The organism is Raineyella sp. LH-20 (assembly GCF_033110965.1).
Classification (GTDB): Bacteria; Actinomycetota; Actinomycetes; order Propionibacteriales; family Propionibacteriaceae; genus Raineyella.
On the sequence record NZ_CP137003.1, the window covers coordinates 1,285,216 to 1,303,112 of the forward strand.

15 protein-coding genes are annotated in these 17,897 nt (G+C 70.8%); 9 read left to right on the plus strand and 6 right to left on the minus strand.

What is annotated here, in order from left to right:
• The first annotated feature begins 65 nt into the window (after positions 1-65).
• From R0146_RS05610 to R0146_RS05630, 5 genes are all read left to right on the plus strand, one after another.
• Positions 66-1,562, plus strand: coding sequence for a cytochrome ubiquinol oxidase subunit I (locus R0146_RS05610; protein ID WP_317691877.1), 1,497 nt, complete (start codon positions 66-68; stop codon positions 1,560-1,562).
• A 13-nt stretch (positions 1,563-1,575) separates the two neighbouring features.
• Positions 1,576-2,661, plus strand: a complete 1,086-nt coding sequence (gene cydB, locus R0146_RS05615; RefSeq protein ID WP_317691878.1) for a cytochrome d ubiquinol oxidase subunit II — start codon at positions 1,576-1,578, stop codon at positions 2,659-2,661.
• The gene (gene cydD, locus R0146_RS05620) at positions 2,661-4,322 is read left to right on the plus strand and encodes a thiol reductant ABC exporter subunit CydD (RefSeq protein WP_317691879.1); all 1,662 of its coding nucleotides are present in this window, start codon (positions 2,661-2,663) and stop codon (positions 4,320-4,322) included. The genes cydB and cydD overlap by 1 nt, the downstream gene beginning before the upstream one ends.
• The gene (gene cydC / locus R0146_RS05625; protein WP_317691880.1) at positions 4,319-6,013 is read left to right on the plus strand and encodes a thiol reductant ABC exporter subunit CydC; all 1,695 of its coding nucleotides are present in this window, start codon (positions 4,319-4,321) and stop codon (positions 6,011-6,013) included. Before cydD ends, cydC begins: the two co-directional genes overlap by 4 nt.
• Before the next feature lie 247 nt (positions 6,014-6,260).
• On the plus strand, positions 6,261-6,515 hold the full coding sequence (locus tag R0146_RS05630; protein ID WP_317691881.1) for a metal-sensitive transcriptional regulator: 255 nt from the start codon (positions 6,261-6,263) through the stop codon (positions 6,513-6,515).
• A gap of 98 nt (positions 6,516-6,613) precedes the next feature.
• Here R0146_RS05630 and R0146_RS05635 read toward each other — a convergent pair whose 3' ends face one another.
• Entirely contained in the window at positions 6,614-7,318 is a 705-nt protein-coding gene (locus R0146_RS05635) for a FadR/GntR family transcriptional regulator (RefSeq protein WP_317691882.1), read from the minus strand.
• Positions 7,319-7,477: 159 nt separating this feature from the next.
• On the opposite strand from R0146_RS05635, the gene R0146_RS05640 reads away from it, so the two are divergent.
• The 3 genes from R0146_RS05640 (at position 7,478) to gnd (ending at position 10,355) form a co-directional block, all read left to right on the plus strand.
• Positions 7,478-8,011 (plus strand): gluconokinase, encoded by a 534-nt coding sequence (locus tag R0146_RS05640; protein ID WP_317691883.1) that lies wholly within the window; start codon positions 7,478-7,480, stop codon positions 8,009-8,011.
• On the plus strand, positions 8,008-9,336 hold the full coding sequence (locus R0146_RS05645; protein WP_317691885.1) for a GntP family permease: 1,329 nt from the start codon (positions 8,008-8,010) through the stop codon (positions 9,334-9,336). Before R0146_RS05640 ends, R0146_RS05645 begins: the two co-directional genes overlap by 4 nt.
• Before the next feature lie 128 nt (positions 9,337-9,464).
• Complete coding sequence (gnd, locus tag R0146_RS05650; protein WP_317691886.1) at positions 9,465-10,355, plus strand: phosphogluconate dehydrogenase (NAD(+)-dependent, decarboxylating); 891 nt, start codon at positions 9,465-9,467, stop codon at positions 10,353-10,355.
• A gap of 64 nt (positions 10,356-10,419) precedes the next feature.
• On the opposite strand, the gene R0146_RS05655 is transcribed toward gnd, so the two are convergent.
• From R0146_RS05655 to R0146_RS05675, 5 genes are all read right to left on the minus strand, one after another.
• Entirely contained in the window at positions 10,420-12,168 is a 1,749-nt protein-coding gene (locus tag R0146_RS05655; RefSeq protein ID WP_317691887.1) for an FAD-dependent oxidoreductase, read from the minus strand.
• On the minus strand, positions 12,165-12,338 hold the full coding sequence (locus tag R0146_RS05660; protein ID WP_317691888.1) for a DUF8730 family Cys-rich protein: 174 nt from the start codon (positions 12,336-12,338) through the stop codon (positions 12,165-12,167). The genes R0146_RS05655 and R0146_RS05660 overlap by 4 nt, the downstream gene beginning before the upstream one ends.
• Positions 12,339-12,561: 223 nt before the next feature.
• Entirely contained in the window at positions 12,562-14,625 is a 2,064-nt protein-coding gene (locus R0146_RS05665; RefSeq protein WP_411567176.1) for an ABC transporter ATP-binding protein, read from the minus strand.
• Entirely contained in the window at positions 14,622-16,367 is a 1,746-nt protein-coding gene (locus tag R0146_RS05670; RefSeq protein ID WP_317691889.1) for an ABC transporter ATP-binding protein, read from the minus strand. The genes R0146_RS05665 and R0146_RS05670 overlap by 4 nt, the downstream gene beginning before the upstream one ends.
• Positions 16,364-17,014, minus strand: coding sequence for a TetR/AcrR family transcriptional regulator (locus tag R0146_RS05675; RefSeq protein ID WP_317691890.1), 651 nt, complete (start codon positions 17,012-17,014; stop codon positions 16,364-16,366). The genes R0146_RS05670 and R0146_RS05675 overlap by 4 nt, the downstream gene beginning before the upstream one ends.
• A gap of 215 nt (positions 17,015-17,229) precedes the next feature.
• On the opposite strand from R0146_RS05675, the gene R0146_RS05680 reads away from it, so the two are divergent.
• Positions 17,230-17,874: an HAD family hydrolase gene (locus R0146_RS05680; protein WP_317691892.1), complete on the plus strand. Its 645-nt coding sequence runs from the start codon at positions 17,230-17,232 to the stop codon at positions 17,872-17,874.
• Positions 17,875-17,897: the final 23 nt, after the last annotated feature.

Consider the following 17,897-nt stretch of genomic DNA (forward strand, 5'->3'; position numbering starts at 1 on the left):
CAGCGTCGTATGTGACGTGGGCCTCGACAGAGGCGGTCAAGGGGGCGTGCCGTTACATTCGCCTCATGGATCCGGTCTTGCTGGCCCGGTGGCAATTCGGCATTACCACCGTGTACCACTTTCTCTTCGTCCCCCTCACCATTTCGCTGTCACTCCTCGTAGCGGTGATGCAGACCATGCATCACCGCACCGGCAAGGAGTCCTACCGTCGCCTGACCGACTTCTTCGGGAAGCTCTTCCTGATCAACTTCGCGATGGGCGTCGTCACCGGCATCGTGCAGGAGTTCCAGTTCGGCATGAACTGGTCCGAGTACTCCCGCATGGTCGGCGACATCTTCGGAGCCCCGCTCGCCTTCGAGGCGCTGGTGGCCTTCTTCCTCGAGTCGACCTTCCTGGGCATCTGGATCTTCGGCCGTGACCGGCTGCCCAAGGGCGTCCACCTGGCGTCCATCTGGCTCGCCGGCATCGGCACCATGCTGAGCGCCCTGTTCATCCTGGTCGCCAACTCCTTCATGCAGCACCCGGTCGGCTTCACCTACAACCCGACCACCGGTCGGGCGGAGATGACCGACTTCCTGGCGGTGCTCACCAACCCGGTGGCGCTCACCACCATCGCGCACACCCTGACCGCCGCGTTCATGACCGGCGCCGCCTTCATCCTCGGCGTGGCCGGCTGGCATCTGCTGCGGATCGCCCGGGCCAACAGGGCGGCGACCATCACCGAACTGAGCGGTGACGCGGCCGACGACGCCGAGGGCTACAGCTGGGCGACCAAGTTCGGCGCCTGGGTCCTGATCATCGCCGGCGCTCTGGTCGCGATCTCCGGTGACGTGCAGGGCAAGGTGATGACCGACGTGCAGCCGATGAAGATGGCTGCCGCCGAGGCGATCTGGGAGACCGAGACGCCTGCCTCGTTCTCGCTGTTCACCATCGGCACCCTCGACGGCTCCCGAGAGGTCTTCTCCATCAAGGTGCCCGGCGTGACCTCCTTCCTGGCCACCGGCTCCTTCAACGGCACGGTGCAGGGCATCAATCCGCTGCGTGAGCAGTACGACGCCCAGTACACCCAGATGATCCGCGAGCGCTACGGCGACGAGGTCGCCAACTCGATGACCTACACCCCGTCGGTCCCGGTCAGCTACTGGTCCTTCCGACTGATGATCGGTCTGGGCATGCTCGCGATCGCCGTGGGCATCATCGCCCTCGTCCTGGTGCGCGGCGGCAAGCTGCCTCCGGTGCGCGCCGGCTGGTTCTGGACCCTGATGATGGTGGCGGCCCCGCTGCTGCCGCTGATCGCCAACTCGTTCGGCTGGATCTTCACCGAGATGGGTCGCCAGCCCTGGATCGTCTTCGGTCTGATGCCGACCGCCCCCGCCGTCTCCATCGGTGTGCCGGCCGTCCAGGTCCTGATCACGATGATCGGCTTCACTCTGATCTACGGCGTCCTCGCTGTGATCGAGGTCCGGCTGATGCTACGCGCCATCCGCAAGGGTCTCGCGCCGGTCCCATCCGTCCAACCGGCCGGCGCCGAGAGCGACGCGCCGCTGTCGTTCGCGTACTGAGGGGATGCCCACCATGGAAACCGCACTTCCGATCGTCTGGTTCCTGCTGATCGCCGTCCTGTGGACCGGCTTCTTCGTCCTGGAAGGTTTCGACTTCGGGGTCGGCATGCTGATGCCGTTCCTCGCCAAGGACGACCGCGAGCGGCGCGTGCTGCTCAACACCATCGGCCCGGTCTGGGACGGTAACGAGGTCTGGCTGCTCACCGCCGGCGGTGCGACCTTCGCCGCCTTCCCGGAGTGGTACGCCAGCCTCTTCTCCGGCCTCTACCTGCCGCTGTTCCTCGTCCTGCTCGCGCTGATCCTGCGCGGGGTCTCCTTCGAGTACCGCCACCAGCGCGGTGAGGTCTCCTGGAAGCGCGGCTGGGACGCCTGCATCATCGGCTCGGCGTACGTCGCCTCGCTCGTCTTCGGCGTCGCCTTCGCCAACTTCGTCCGCGGCCTGCCGATCGACGCCACCCGTACGATCCACCAGACCGTCGGCAGCTTCTTCGGTCTGTTCACCCCGTTCGCCCTGCTCGGTGGGATCACCTTCGTGGCCCTGTTCCTCACCCACGGTGCCGCCTTCGTCGCTCTCAAGACCTCCGGCGAGCTCCGTGACCGGGCCAGGACGATCGGTTCACGCACCGGCATCGTGACCATCGTCGCGATGGCCGCTCTGGTGGTCTGGATGAACCTCGGCTTCTCCGGGGCCGCTCGCGGCGTGGAGGGGGCTGCTCCGGCACTGTCGCTGTGGCCGGCCGCTCTGCTGGCCGTGCTCGGTACGGTGGTGCTGTGGCTGATGAACACCCGTGGTCGGGAAGGCTGGGCCTTCATCGGTGGCGGCGTCGCGGTCCTCGCCCTGATGGTGAACGTCTTCGCGGCGATGTTCCCGTACGCGATCCCGTCCACCCTCGACCCGGCGAACGGGCTGACCGTCTTCCAGGCGGCCTCCAGCCCGTACACGCTGACGATCATGACGATCGCCGCGTGCGTGATGACGCCGATCGTGCTGGCCTACCAGGCCTGGACCTACTGGGTGTTCCGCAAGCGCCTGTCGGTCAAGGACATCCCGGCCGACGAGTCGGTCGTCGCCGCGATCCCCGGTCCCGTCGCTGGCTGATGCCGGGACCTGTTCACCGCAACCTGCTGGCGAGGGCCCGGGCGACGAGGATCTACCTCGTCGCCGGGGTCCTCGTCGGCACGTTGACCGCGTTCCTCGTCGTCGCCCAGGCCTGGCTGCTGTCGCACCAGATCGCCGGGGTGTTCGACACCGGTCGCCTCGACGGCCTGGGCCGGACCGTCGGGCTGCTTGCCCTGGTCCTGCTCGGCCGCGCGGCACTGCGCGGGATCAACCCGTGGCTGGGCCAGCGCGCCGCCGCCCTGGTCAAGGGTCAGCTCCGCCACGAGGTGGTGGAGGCCCGGCTGGGCCGGCCGCTCGATCCGCGTACGGACACCGGCGGCCTGGTCGACCTGGTCACCCACGGGCTCGACGCGCTCGACGGCTACTACGCCAAGTACCTCCCGCAGCTCCTGTTGGCGGTCACCGTGCCGCTGGTGGTCGGGGTGGCGATCCTCAGCTCCGACCTCTGGTCCGCCCTGGTCCTGGTGCTCACCGTGCCGCTGATCCCGTTCTTCATGGCGCTGATCGGCTGGGCCACGGAACGCCGGATGGCCCGTCGCTGGGACGTCCAGGCCCGCCTCGCCCACCACTTCGCCGACCTGGTCGCCGGTCTGCCGACCCTCCAGGTGTTCGGCCGGGCCCGTGCCCAGGCGATCGGACTGCAGCGGATCGAGGCCCGCAACCGGGCCGAGACGATGGGCACGCTGCGGATCTCCTTCCTCTCCTCGATGACCCTGGAACTGCTGTCGACGCTGTCGGTGGCGATCATCGCCGTGTCGATCGGCATCCGGACCGTCAACGGCGAGATGGACCTTGCCGCCGGCCTGTTCCTGCTCGTCCTCGCCCCCGAGGTCTATCTGCCGCTGCGCGAGGTCGGCGTCCACTACCACGACTCCGCCGAGGGCGTCGCGGCCGCCGACCGGGCCTTCGCCGAGATCGACGCCCCCCGGATCGGGGCCGGCCCGTCCCAGACCCCGGGATCGGAGACCCCGATGGTCGATCCCACCGCGCCGACGGTGCAGATCCGGGACCTGCAGGTCACCTACCCCGGTGCCGGGACCCCCGCGTTGCGCAGCCTCGACCTCGACCTGGCGCCCGGTGAATTCGTCGCCGTCGTCGGCCCCAGCGGTGGGGGGAAGTCCACCCTGCTGGCGACCCTGATGGGCTTCGTCCGCCCCTCCGCCGGCGAGGTGCTGCTCGGCGGGGTGCCGATCGACCGGGTCGACCTGGCGGCCTGGCGTCGCCGCGTCGCCTGGGTCGGTCAGACTCCCGGACTGCCGGAACGTACGGTCGGCGCGAACGTCGCCCTCGGGGCGCCGGACGCCCCGGTGGGGGCGATCCGGGCTGCGCTGGACCGGGCCGGTGCCGCCGAACTGACCCTCGACCACGAAGTCGGCGACGAGTCGGAGGGGCTCTCGGACGGTGAACGGCGACGGGTCGGGCTGGCCCGGGCCCTGCTGCGGCTGAGCCACGGTGGCGGTCACCTGCTGATCCTCGACGAGCCGACCGCCGGTCTCGACCCGGACACCGAACGGCGGGTGCTGGCCGCCCTGCGCGACGCCGACCCCAGCACGAGCGCCCTGGTGGTCACCCACCGGCCGGCCGTGGTGGCCGCCTGTGATCGCGTGGTCACCGTCGGTGCGATGGAGGTGGCGGCATGACCGCACGTACGTCCGACCGTTCCCGCGACGTCGCTGGAGGCTCCCCGGCCGGATCCCGGGCCCGCTCCGACGTCGCGGGGGCTTCCCCCGCCGGCCCCGTCGGCCTGCTGTCCGGCCTGGTGCGCACCCTGCCCGAGGGCCGTGGCCGGGTGCTCGCGTCGGTGGTCCTCGCCGCCTGTGCGTCCGGCGCAGCAGTGGGCCTGCTCGGCACCTCAGCCTGGTTGTTGTCCCGCGCGGCGCAGCACCCGCCGATCCTCTACCTGATGGTCGCGATCACCGCCGTCCGCACCTTCGGCATCTCCCGCGGGGCGTTCCGCTACGCCGAACGCCTCCTCGGACACGACCTGGCGCTGCGGATGCAGAGCGCGCTGCGGCTGCGCGTGTACGACGTGCTCAGCCGGACCACGCTCCTCGGCCGGCGCCGCGGCGACCTGCTGATCCGGATCGTCGACGACGTCCGGGCCGTGATGGACGCGGTGGTCAGGGTCGTCGTGCCCGCGGCCGCCGCCGGCCTGGTCGCGGTGGCCACCACGGTGATCATCACCCTGTTCTCCGTGCCGGCGGGGATCCTGCTCGGCGCCAGCGCGGTGCTGGCCGGAGTCCTCATCCCGTGGCTGGCCGGCGCGGCCTCCCGGCGGGCGGACGCCTCGCTGGCGCCGTTGCGCGGCGAACTGGCCGACGCGGTGGCCGCGCTGCATCGTACGGCCCCCGATCTGGTGGCGTACGGAGTGCAGGACGCGGCACTCGCCCGGATCGACACCCTCAACGCCCGGCTCACCGCTGCCGAGGAGCGGGCGGCACGAGTCCGCGGACTGTCCGGTGCCTTGCAGGTGCCGGCCGCCGGGGTGGCAGTGCTCGGGTCGCTGATCGTCGGTGCCCCGGCTGCCGCGGGGGGCACCCTGCCGGTCGTCCAACTGGCCGTGCTGGTGCTCACCCCGCTCGCCCTGCACGAGGCCCTGGAACCGCTGGCCGAGGCGGCCCAGACCTGGACTCGGGTGCGGTCCTCGCTGCGGCGGGTCGACGAGGTGCTCGCCACCCCGCCGACCGGGCGCGAGACCGGCCCCGAGCGACTGGTCGGCGGCCCGTCCCTCGACCTGCGCGGGCTGGCCGCCGGCTGGCCCGGCGCCGACCCGGTGGTGACCGGTCTCGACCTGCACGTCGGTGCCGGCGAGCGGGTCGCCCTGGTGGGCCGCAGCGGTCTGGGCAAGACCACGGTCGCCGCGACCGTGATGGGGCTGCTCCCGCCGCGGGCCGGTGAGGTCGAGGTGCACGGCACGGTGGGCTACCTGGCCCAGGACGCCCACGTCTTCGACACCTCCGTCGACGAGAACGTACGGATCGGCCGGCGGGACGCCACCCCGGACGAGGTGGTCGACGCGCTGCACCTGGCGGGCCTCGACCTGGCCCCGGAACGGACGGTGGGCGAGCACGGCGGCCGGCTGTCCGGCGGAGAGGCCCGACGGCTCGCGGCCGCCCGGTTGTTCGTCGGGGACGCGAACGTGGTGATCCTGGACGAGCCGACCGAACACCTCGACGAGGAGACCGCGGCCGCCCTGGTCGCCGATCTGTGGGCGGCCACCGCAGGCGCTGCGGTGCTGGTGATCACCCACGACCCGGCGGTCCGCGACGCCTGTGATCGGGTCGTCGACCTGTCCGCGTACGCCTCGGGGGCTGCGGTCCCGACGCGGTGATCGACGGGGCGGCGGCTGCGCAGGCAGCGGCCGTCCTGCCGGGGGGGAGAACCACGCCGGCCGACTGGTCCGTGCGGCGGGGACGTCGAGGTCCGTCCCCGCCGGGCGGCGCCGCGCCGGCCGGCGTGGGCCCATCCGCCGCCCGTGCCGGGTGGGCGCTTCCGGCACGGGTGGCGGACGGGCGTGGTAGCGCATATCCCCGTGGGGGTATTATTCGAGGCCAGAGCAGTACGAGAAGGAGGGCGCCATGGAATTGCCCAGCGAGGACTTGCGCCCGGTCGTCAATCGGCTGAAGCGGGCCCGGGGCCAGCTCAACGGCATCATCGACATGCTGGAGGAGGGCCGCGACTGCGAGGAGGTCGTCACGCAGATCGCCGCCGTGGCGAAGGCGCTGGATCGCGCCGGGTTCGCCGTCGTCGCCGCCGGGATGCGCCAGTGCGTGCTGGCCGATGAGGGCCTGGACACCTCCAAGATGGAGAAGCTCTTCCTCTCCCTGGCCTGACCCGCCTCCCGGCCGCCCCGCATCCTGCCGGCCTGGCTTTGTGTCGGCCTGGCTTTGTGTCGGCCTGCCTCGTGCCAAGCTCGGCCCCCTGGGCCGGCTCAGTCCGCCTCGTCCAGGGCCTGGTCGACCTCGTCGAGGATCAATTGCATCGCGGCCCGGGCCGCCTTTGCGTCGCCGTGGAAGACCGCCTCGGCTACCGCCTCGTGACCGTCGAGGGCCTCGGGCTTGGGCGGCGACGGCATCAGACCGATTTCTTCGCGCCCGGCGAGCACCGACGCGATCTGGTCACTCAGTGCGGCGAACAGTTCGTTGCCGCTGGTGGTGAGGATCAATCGGTGGAACTCGATGTCGAGCTGCAGGAACTCCTGGCGCAGGCCGCCCTCGCCGGTCCGCCGCAGTTCCGCGGCCAGCGGCAGCAGCAGGGCCCGGTCGTGGATCGAGGCGCAGCGCGCCATCCCGTAGACGGCGGCCGGTTCGACGGCCATCCGCAGCTGAGTCAGTGACCGCAGCTGCTCGCGCCGTCGACCGGAGTGCAGCCGCCAGTCGATCAGCGTGGTGTCGAGGACGTGCCACGCCGACGCCGCCAGCGCGACGATTCCGCGGCGACGTACGGTCTCCGTCAGCCCCATCGACTCCAGCAGTCGGGATGCCTCCCGGGCGACCGTACGTGAGACGCCGAACCGTTCCTGGATCTCCTCCAGTGTCCGCGCTTCGCCGACCGGCCACTGCCCCTCGATGATCTCGGTGCCGAGCTCGCGGGCCACTCCATGGTGCATCAACGGCCGCTCGGAGTTCGTCGTCATCGCTGCCTCCTCAGGGCGTCCTTGGAGCGAGCCTAGTCGCATCGGGCCCTGAAGGCTCCCCGGTGCCGTTCGCTGCGTCACACCGCGAGTTGAGAGACTCTTTAAAAGGTGTAGCATCATCTGCAATGAGGCAAGGGTGCTTCTCAAGAGAGGTCAAGGATGACTGAAACACATGTGGTGGTGATGGGAGTCGCCGGCAGCGGCAAGTCGACCATCGCCCACGGACTGGCCGATCGGCTCGGCTGGCCGGTGGCCGAGGGGGACGACTTCCACTCGGCCGAGAACATTGCCAAGATGACAGGCGGCCATCCGCTCACCGATGAGGATCGGTGGCCCTGGCTGGACAGCATCGCCGCCTGGACCGCCGCGCAGGACGAGGCCGGACGCTCCACCCTGGTCACCTGCTCCGCCCTCCGCCGGGTCTACCGTGACCGGCTGCGGACGGCTCCCGGACGGACCGTCTTCGTCCACCTGGTCGGTTCCCCCGAGCTGCTGGCGGCCCGTCTCGCCGCCCGTACGGACCACTTCATGCCCGCCTCGCTGCTGCCGTCCCAGCTGGCGACTCTGGAGCCGCTCGACTCCGACGAGGACGGCGTCGTGATCGACATCGAGCAGAACGTCGAGCAGATGCTCGACTGCATCGTCGCCGCTCTCGTCTCCGGCGACCGTGAGGTCAAGGGGTGTGCAGAATGACCGGACTCGTCCTCGCCGCTCTCGCCGGCATCGCCACGATCGTCCTGCTGATCGTCTGGCTCAAGATCCACCCGTTCCTGTCCCTGATGGCCGGCTCCGCCGTGATGGCGCTGGCCGCCGGTGTCCCGCTGGAGAAGCTCTTCAGCAGCTTCACCACGGGTCTCGGGTCGACCATCTCCGGCGTCGGCCTGCTGATCGTGCTGGGGTCGATCATCGGCACCCTGCTGGTGTCCTCCGGCGGTGCCGATGTCATCGTCGACACCATCCTCAGCAAGACCCCGGTCCGGCGGCTGCCCTGGGCGATGGCGCTGATCGCCTTCATCGTCGGCATCCCGCTGTTCTTCGAGGTCGGTGTGGTGATCCTCATCCCTGTGGTGATGTTCGCCGCCCGACGGGCGAAGGTGCCGGTGGTCCTCTTCGGTATCCCGGCGCTGGCCGGCCTGTCCGCCCTGCACGGGCTGATCCCGCCGCACCCGGGCCCGCTGATCGCGATCTCGGCGCTGAAGGCCAACCTCGGCCTGACCCTCGCCTTCGGCCTGATCGTCGCCGTCCCGTGCGTGGTCCTCTCCGGTCCGGTGCTCGGCCGGATGATGGCCCGTTGGGTGCCGCACGAGGTCCGTGAGGACTTCCTCGGGCACAGTCCGGCCGAGGGTGTGAAGCGCCCCGGCTTCGGCGCCTCACTGACCGTCGTCCTGCTCCCCGTCGTCCTGATGCTGGCCGCGACCATTGCCGAGATGACCTTCGGCACCAAGAATCCGGTGGGCGCGTTCCTCGGCTTCGTCGGCACCCCGCTGATCGCCCTGATCATCACCACCGTCGTCGCGATGTTCGTCTTCGGCTACGGGCTGCGGAAGTCCCGCAAGGAGGTCGACAAGCTCGTCGGCTCCGCGTTCGGCCCGATCGCCGGCATCCTGCTGATCGTCGCCGCCGGCGGTGGCTTCAAGCAGACCCTGGTCGACTCCCACATCGCCGACATGCTCGCCAAGGGCCTGCTCGCCGCCGCCCTCCCGCCGCTGCTGGCCGGCTGGCTGGTGGCCGTCGTCATCCGGCTCGCGACCGGCTCGGCCACCGTGGCCACCATCACTGCGTCCGGCATCGTCGCCCCGCTCGCCGTCGGCCTCTCGCCGGCCCACACCGCCCTGATGGTGCTCGCCATCGGCGCCGGCTCGGTCTTCTTCAGCCACGTCAACGACGCGGGCTTCTGGATGGTGAAGGAGTACTTCGGCATGACAGTGGGGGAGACCTTCAAAACCTGGTCGTTGATGGAGACCGTGCTGTCCGTCGTCGGGATCATCGCAGTGATGGGGCTCAGCCTCGTCGTCTGACCCGACGTCCCCACGGCCGTCCTGAACATCGGCCGACCGTACGCCACACTCCGCGGCGCCCCGCCCGTACGGGCCGATGATCCGGTCCGTACGACAGGGCGCCGCGGACTATCGGAAAGAGGAAACACATGCAACTGGGACTGGTCGGCCTGGGCCGGATGGGCCGTGCGATGGGCGAGCGGATCAGCTGTGCCGGCCATGACGTCATCGGCTACGACCGCGACCCGGAGATCTCCGACACCCGCGACCTGGCCGACCTGGTCAGCCGGCTCACCGCACCGCGGACCGTCTGGGTGATGGTGCCGGCCGGCGCGCCGACCCAGGACACCGTCGCCCGGCTCGCCACGCTGCTGGAGCCCGGCGACCTGGTCATCGACGGCGGCAACTCGCGCCACACCGACGACACCGAGCACGCCGGGCAGCTGGCCGAGCGGGGCATCGGCTACCTGGACTGCGGTGTCTCCGGTGGGGTGTGGGGCCTCGACAACGGTTATGGCCTGATGGTCGGTGGCGCCCCCGAACTCGTCGAACGGGCGATGCCGATCTTCGACGCGCTGCGCCCGGAGGGGCCGCGGGACGAGGGCTTCGTCCATGCCGGCGGAGTCGGCGCCGGCCACTACGCCAAGATGGTGCACAACGGCATCGAGTACGGCCTGATGCAGGCGTACGCCGAGGGCTGGGAGCTGTTGGACGCGACCGACGTGGTCGACGACGTGGCCGGCTGCTTCAAGGCCTGGACTCGGGGCACCGTGGTCCGCTCCTGGCTGCTCGATCTGCTGGTGAAGGCCCTGGCGGCCGACCCCGGTCTGGCGGGCATCGAGGCGTACGCCACCGACTCGGGTGAGGGCCGCTGGACCCTGCACGAGGCGGTGGACCACGCGGTGCCGATGCCGGTCACCGCAGCAGCGCTGTTCGCCCGGTTCACGTCGCGGCAGGACAACAGCCCGACGATGCGGATGGTGTCGGCCTTGCGGGCGCAGTTCGGCGGGCACGCCGTACGGCCCGCGGAACAGGCCTGATCGAGGGGCGAAGGTGGGGCACCGCAGGGCAGCGGAGTGGTGTGCGGTGCCCCACCCGGATCGGTCAGCGAGCCGCCTCGACCTCGGCGGGCGTCTCGCTCCAGGCCGGCCGGGCGATCGGCCGGGTGGCGGTGGACCAGGTCTGGTAGCCACCGGTCAGGTTGCGGACCCGATGGCCGGCCTGGCGCAGGATCCGCTCGGCCACGTGGCCGCGCAGCCCCACCTGGCAGGTGATCACCAGTTCCCCGGCGGGCACCTCGTCGAGGCGGTCACGCAGCTCGTCGACCGGGATGTTGATCGAGCCGGGGATGTGGCCGCGATGGAACTCGCCAGTGGTCCGTACGTCGATCAGTGGCGTGCCGGCCCGGTGGACGGCCTCCACCTCGTGCCACTGGATCAGCTCGGACTGACCCGTCACCACGTTGTCGTCGATGAAGCCGAGCATGTTGATCGGATCCTTGGCGGAGCCGAACTGCGGGGCGTACGCCAGCTCGAGGTCGGCCAGGTCGGCCGCCCTGAGTCCGCCGCGCATCGCCGTGGCGATGACGTCGATCCGCTTGTCGGCGCCGTCGCGACCGATCGCCTGGGCGCCGAGGATCTCGTCGGTGTCCGCGTCGACCAGCAGCTTCAGGTGCAGCGTCTCGGCGCCGGGGTAGTAGCCGGCGTGCGAGCCCGGGTGGGCGTGGATCGCCCGGTAGGTGCGGCCGGCGGCCCGCAGCCGCTTCTCGTTCCAGCCGACCGAGGCGGCCATCAGGTCGAAGACGCCGACGATGGCGGTGCCGAGCACCGGCTGCGACGCCGTCGTACGTCCGGCGATCACGTCGGCGACCAGCCGACCGTGCCGGTTGGCGGTCTGCGCCAGCGGCACCATGGCGGCCTCGCCGGTGAGCGCGTCGCGCTTCTCGGCGGCGTCGCCGACGGCGAAGATGGCCGGGTCGGAGGTGCGCTGGCTGTCGTCGACGACGATCCCACCGCGCGGGTTGACCTCCAGGCCGGCGTCCTTCGCCAGGTGCGAGTCCGGCCGGACCCCGATCGACATCACCACCAGGTCGGCCGGGATCTCCGCGCCGGAGTCCAGCGTGACGGTCCGCTCGCCGATTGCGGTCACCTGGGCCCCGGTCAGCACGTCGATGCCGTTGTCGACCAGCTCCTGGGCGACGTACGCGGCCATCTCCGGGTCGAGCGGGGGCAGGATCTGGTCGGCCAGTTCGATGACCGTCACGTCGATCCCACGGTGCTGCAGGTTCTCGGCCAGCTCGACGCCGATGAAGCCGCCGCCGATCACCACCGCGGTCTGCGGCCGGCGGGCCACCGCGGCGACCATCGCGTCGACGTCGGCGATGTTGCGCAGGGTGAGCGCCCGCTCCTTGCCCGGGATGTCCGGGACGAACGGCGACGCGCCGGGGGAGAGCACCAGGGTGTCGTACGACTCGGTGGTGATCCGGTCGGTGTTGAGGTTGCGCACCGTCACCTGCTGGGCGGCCCGGTCGATCGAGACGACCTCGTGGCCGACGCGGACGTCGATGCCGAAGCGGCGACCGAGCGACTCCGGCGTCTGCAGCAGCAGCGCCTGGCGGTCCTCGATCACGCCGCCCACGTGGTAAGGCAGGCCGCAGTTGGCGAACGAGACGTACCAGCTGCGCTCGAAGACGATGATCTCGCATGTCTCGTCGAGCCGGCGCAGCCGGGTCGCGGCGGACATGCCGCCGGCGACGCCACCGACGATGACGACCTTGCGGGAGTGTCCGGGCTTGCGGGACTGTTCGGGCTGGCCGGAGTGCTCGGGCATGGTGGCGGTGCGCTCCGTGCTCAACGGCGGAAGAAGGACATGAACGAGCCGGAGGCCGACGAGCCGGCACCGGCGTTCCGGTCACAGGTGCACCACTGGCCGGCCGGGACGGTGGCCTTGACCGCGTCGATGTGCTGGCCACAGCCGGCCCAGGTGGTCTTGCCGCAGGACGAGCAGGTGACGGGACGGCACATGAGGGATTCTCCTTCGTGGAGGGGCTGGAAACATCCACCATGATGCCCCCGGGGGTATTCAGGTGCAAATCGAGGTGACCCGGAGGGTGGCACGGCCCGGGACACTCGACGAGTGTCCCGGGCCGTGGGTCGCCACGCCGTCGGGGCCGGATCGTGACGGCGGCGGGGTGGCCGGTCAGTCATGTCGTGGCCGATGACGCGGTCGGGCAAGGAGGAGGTGGGCTCAGGCGACCTCCGCCTCGATCGCCCCCTCGAACTGCGACCGGTACAGCCGGTAGTACGCGCCCTCCCGGGCGAGCAGCTCCTGGTGGTCGCCCTGTTCGACGATCCGGCCGTGCTCCATCACCAGGATGGTGTCCGCGTCGCGGATCGTGCTGAGCCGGTGGGCGATCACGAAGCTCGTACGATCCTTGCGCAGAGCGTTCATCGCGCGCTGCACCAGCAGCTCGGTGCGGGTGTCGACCGAGCTGGTCGCCTCGTCGAGGATCAGCAGGGCCGGGTCGGCGAGGAAGGCCCGGGCGATGGTCAGCAGCTGCTTCTCGCCGGCGGAGATGTTGCTGCCCTCCTCGTCGATCACCGTGTCGTAGCCGTCCGGCAGCGAGTGCACGAACCGGTCGACGTACGTCGCCCGGGCCGCCGCCAGGATCTCGCCCTCGCTGGCGTCGGGATTGCCGTACGCGATGTTGTCGCGGATCGTGCCGTGGAACAGCCAGGTGTCCTGGAGCACCATGCCGATGTTCTGGCGCAGTGCGTGACGGGGGACGGAGGTGATGTCGACCCCGTCGAGGGTGATCCGGCCGGCCTGCAGCTCGTAGAACCGCATGATCAGGTTGACCAGAGTGGTCTTGCCCGCCCCGGTGGGGCCGACGATCGCGATGGTGTGGCCGGGCTCGGCCACCAGCGAGAGGTCGGTGATCAGCGGCTTCTGCGGATCGTACGAGAAGTCGATCGACTCGAACTCGACCCGCCCACGGGTCGGGTTGAGCTGCCCGGGGGCGTCCGCCGACTCCTCCGTGGCGTCGAGCACCTCGAAGACCCGCTCCGCCGAGGCCACCCCGGACTGGAGCAGATTGGCCATCGAGGCCACCTGGGTGATCGGCTGGGTGAACATCCGGCTGTACTGGATGAAGGCCTGCACGTCGCCCAGCTGCATCTGGCCGCTGGCCACCCGCAGGCCGCCGACGACGGCGACCGCGACGTACGACAGGTTCCCGACGAAGAACATCGTCGGCATGATGATGCCGGAGATGAACTGGGCCCGGAAGCCGGCGCCGTAGAGCTGGTCGTTGCTCTCGGCGAAGGCCGCCTCCGCCTCGTGGCGCCGACCGAAGACGGTGACCAGCGAGTGACCGGTGTAGGCCTCCTCGATCCGGCCGTTGAGCTCGCCGGTGTAGCGCCAGTTGAGCACGAACTGCTTCTGTGACTGCTTGCCGATGATGGAGACCAGCACCACCGAGACCGGGATCGCGGCGATCGCGATCGCCCCCAGCACCGGGGAGACGACGAACATCATCACCCCGACGCCGAGGATCGTCAGCAGTCCGTTGAGCAGCTGGGAGAGGGTCTGCTGCAGGGTCTGGGCGATGTTGTCGATGTCGTTGGTGACCCGGCTGAGCAGCTCTCCGCGGGGCTGGCGGTCGAAGTAGGACAGCGGCAGCCGGTTGATCTTGCCGGCGACCTCCTCGCGGAGCCGGTAGACGGAGCGCTGGACGACACCGTTGAGGATGTACGCCTGGCCCCACATCAGCAGGCCGGACAGCAGATAGAGGCCGAGCGCCAGCCCCAGCACGGTGCCCAGTGCGGTGAACTGGATGCCCTGCCCGGGGACCACGTTCATCCCCTGCAGCATGTCGGCGAACCGGCCGGCGGTGGCCGGGGTGACCGCGCCGCCGCTGAGCCCCGGCATCGCCGGACCGCCCTGGGCGTACGACCGCAGACCCTCGATCACCATGTCCTTGGTGACTGCGACGGTGCGCCCCGCCACGGTGACGGTGGCCGGCAGGGACTTGCCGATCACGCCGGCGAAGATGATGTCGGTGGCCCGGCCGATCAGCTTGGGGCCGACGACGGTGAAGGCGACGCCGGCCGCGGCCATCACCACGACCAGGCCGATCAGCGCCCGCTCGGGCCGCAGGTGCCCGAGCAGCCGGCGCAGCGAGGGGCCGAAGTTCGTCGCCTTCTCCGTCGGGCGCCCGGCCATGTGGCCGCCCGGGCCGCGGCCGGCCCCGCCGGGACCGAACGCGGGGCGCTGCGGGGCGGCCTTCGGGGAGGACTGGGCGGTGCTCATGCTGCGGCCTCCTCGGCGCTCATCTGGGACTCGACGATCTCGCGGTAGGTGGGGTTGTCGGCGAGCAGTTCCTCGTGGGTGCCGCGGCCGACGATCCGGCCGTCCTCGAGCACCAGGATCTGGTCGGCACCGGCGATCGTCGACACCCGCTGGCCGACGATCAGCACCGCCTCGTCCACGATCTCCCGCTCCAGGGCCGCCCGGAGCCGGGCGTCGGTGGCCACGTCCAGGGCCGAGAACGAGTCATCGAAGATGTAGAGATCAGGTTTGCGGACCAGCGCCCGGGCGATGGACAGCCGTTGTCGCTGGCCGCCGGAGACGTTCGTGCCGCCCTGGGCGATCGGTGCGTCGAGGCCGCCCGGCATCTCCTCGACGAAGTCGCGCGCCTGGGCGACGTCGAGGGCGTGCCACAGCTCCTCGTCGGTCGCCTCCGGGTTGCCGTAGCGCAGGTTGCTGGCCACCGTCCCGGTGAACAGGTACGGCTTCTGCGGGACCAGCCCGATCCGGCTCCACAGCAGCTCCGGGTCGAGCCGTCGTACGTCGACACCGTCCACCTCGACCGTGCCCTCGGTCGCGTCGTGCAGCCGGGGGAGCAGGTTGACCAGGGTGGTCTTGCCCGAGCCGGTGGAGCCGATGATCGCGGTGGTCCGCCCTGGGGCCATCGAGAAGCTGATGTCCTGCAGCACCGGCGAGTCCGCGCCGGGGTAGGTGAAGCCGGCGCCGGTCAGCGTGACTGTGCCGTGGGTGGTCACCGTACGGACCGGCTCGGCCGGCGGCGCGACGCTGCTCTCGGTGTCGAGGACCTCCATGATGCGCTCCGCGCAGACCGCGGCGCGGGGCACCATGACGATCATCATCACGGCCATCATGCCGCTCATCAGGATCTGCATCAGGTACTGCAGGAACGCCGTCAGGCCGCCGACCTGGATGCGCCCGGCGTCGATCTGGTAGGCGCCGAACCACAGCACGGCGACGCTGGACACGTTGAGGATCAGCATCACCACCGGGAACATGCTGGCCATCAGCCGGCCGACTGCCACGGCGGTGCCGGTCAGGTCGCCGTTCGCGGCGGCGAACCGTTCGGTCTCGTACGGCTCGCGGACGAACGCCCGCACCACCCGGATGCCGGAGATCTGCTCGCGCAGCACGCGGTTGAGGACGTCGATCCGCTGCTGCATGGACTGGAAGAGCGGCACCATCCGGCTCACCAGCGCTCCGATGCTGGCGCCCAGGACGACCACCGCGACGACGATCAGCCAGGACATGTGCCAGTCGCTGCGCAGCGCCATCACCACGCCGCCGACCATGGTGATCGGTGCGCCGAGGATCATGATGCAGGTCATCAGCACCAGCATCTGGACCTGCTGGACGTCGTTGGTGTTGCGGGTGATCAGCGACGGTGCGCCGAACCGGTTGACCTCGCGCGAGGAGAAGGAGAGCACCCGGGAGAAGATCGCCGCTCGGGTGTCGCGGCCGAAACGCATCGCGACCATGCTGCCGAGCAACACGGCACCGATCTGGCAGATCACCTGGACCAGGCTGACCGCCAGCATGATGGCGCCGTGGCTCCAGATGAAGGGGGTGTCGCCCTTCGCCACGCCGTCGTCGATGATCGAGGCGTTGAGGGTGGGCAGGAAGAGGGAGGCGATCGTCGCGGCGAACTGCAGCGCGACGACCCCGACCAACTGGCCGGAGTAGGGGCGCAGATGGCGCACCAGGAGCCGATTGAGGGGATGCTTCACGTCAAGTCCTTCTGGAGTGCCTTCAGGAGCAGGTGGGTGAGGAGGTCCGGATCCGCCAGCAGAGCGTCGCCCAGGATCGGGTGCAGGGTCGCGGTCACCACCGATCGTACGAACGCGGCGGCGGTGGCCGGATCGGGGTCGAGGTCGGCCCCGTCGCCGGCGGCCAGCACGTCGGCGACGGCTGCGGTGAGCAGCTGGCGGTCGTGCAGGTCGGGCGGGCCGGGGTGGTGATGGCGGTGGTCGGCGTGCGGGTCTGGCGGTCCGGGGAGGTCACGGGCGGCCTCGCCCGCGGCGGTCTCGCGGCCGGGCCGGGGACGGTGCAAGGCGGCGAACAGGCCACTCACCCGCCGGCTCCGCGCCGCGAGGACGTCGACGACCTGTCGCAGCCGGGCGTCCAACGGCAGCGTCTGATCGATCGTCCGGAGCCGGGCGATGTCGGCGCTGGGGTCGAGTGAGGCCCGCAGCGTCGCCTCGAGCAGGTCGTGCTTGGTCGGGAAGACCCGGAACAGGGTGCCCTCGGCGATGCCACAGGCGGTGGCGATCTGCCGGGTCGACACCTCGGGCCCCGACTCGGCGAGCAGCGGCATGGTCGCGGCGATGATGGCGTCGCGCCGGGCTGACGGGGGCAGTGGTCGTGCTCTGGTCACTCCGCGAGTGTAGTGAGTGAGTGTTCACTCATCAAGCGCGGGGTGATCGGGAGATGTGCCCCGCGCGGGCGCCGTACGCCGCTGACGGAGTGCCGGGGTGAGGGGCGTCGGGATGGGGGCGTCGGGGTGAGGGGTCGCGGCCGCCCGGGGGCGTCCGGTCCGGGCGGCGACTAGGTTGGGGGGAAACAGCGGCCGACCGACGCGGAGGAGGGGCGATGACGGGACGTACGTTCGACGGTGTCATCTTCGACATGGACTCGACACTGGTGGACTCGATGCCGGCGATCGTGCGGGTCTGGTCGGCGTTCGCGGACCGCTACGGGCTGACCGTCGACGAGCCGACGCGGCTGCTCGGCCGGTCCACCCGCTGGATCATCGACCAGTACGTCCGGGCCGACGTCCGCGACGAGGCGATGGCCTGGATCACCGAGCACGAGCTGGCCGACCAGGACGGGGTGGTGGCCCTGCCCGGCGCAGCCGAGGCGCTGCAGGCGGCGGGTCCGCGGGGCGCGGTCGCCACCTCGGCGAGCCGGGAGATGGCGTACGCCCGGCTCGGGGCCGCCGGGCTGCCGATGCCCGCGGTGCTGGTCACCGCCAGCGACGTGGTCCGGGCCAAGCCCGATCCGCAGATCTTCCTGGCCGCGGCGGCCGGGCTGGCGGCCGTTCCGGCGGACTGCCTGGTCGCCGAGGACGCCCCGAACGGCCTGCGGGCGGCCCGGGCCGCCGGGATGGCGACCGTCGCGGTGACCACGACACACCCCGCGGAACAGCTCACCGCACTGGCCGACGTCGTGGTGCCCGACCTGAGTCACCTCGGGCTCCGCCTCGACGGTGGCCGGGTGCAAGTCAGCCGTCGGTAGCCGCCGCCCGGCGTCGGCCACCG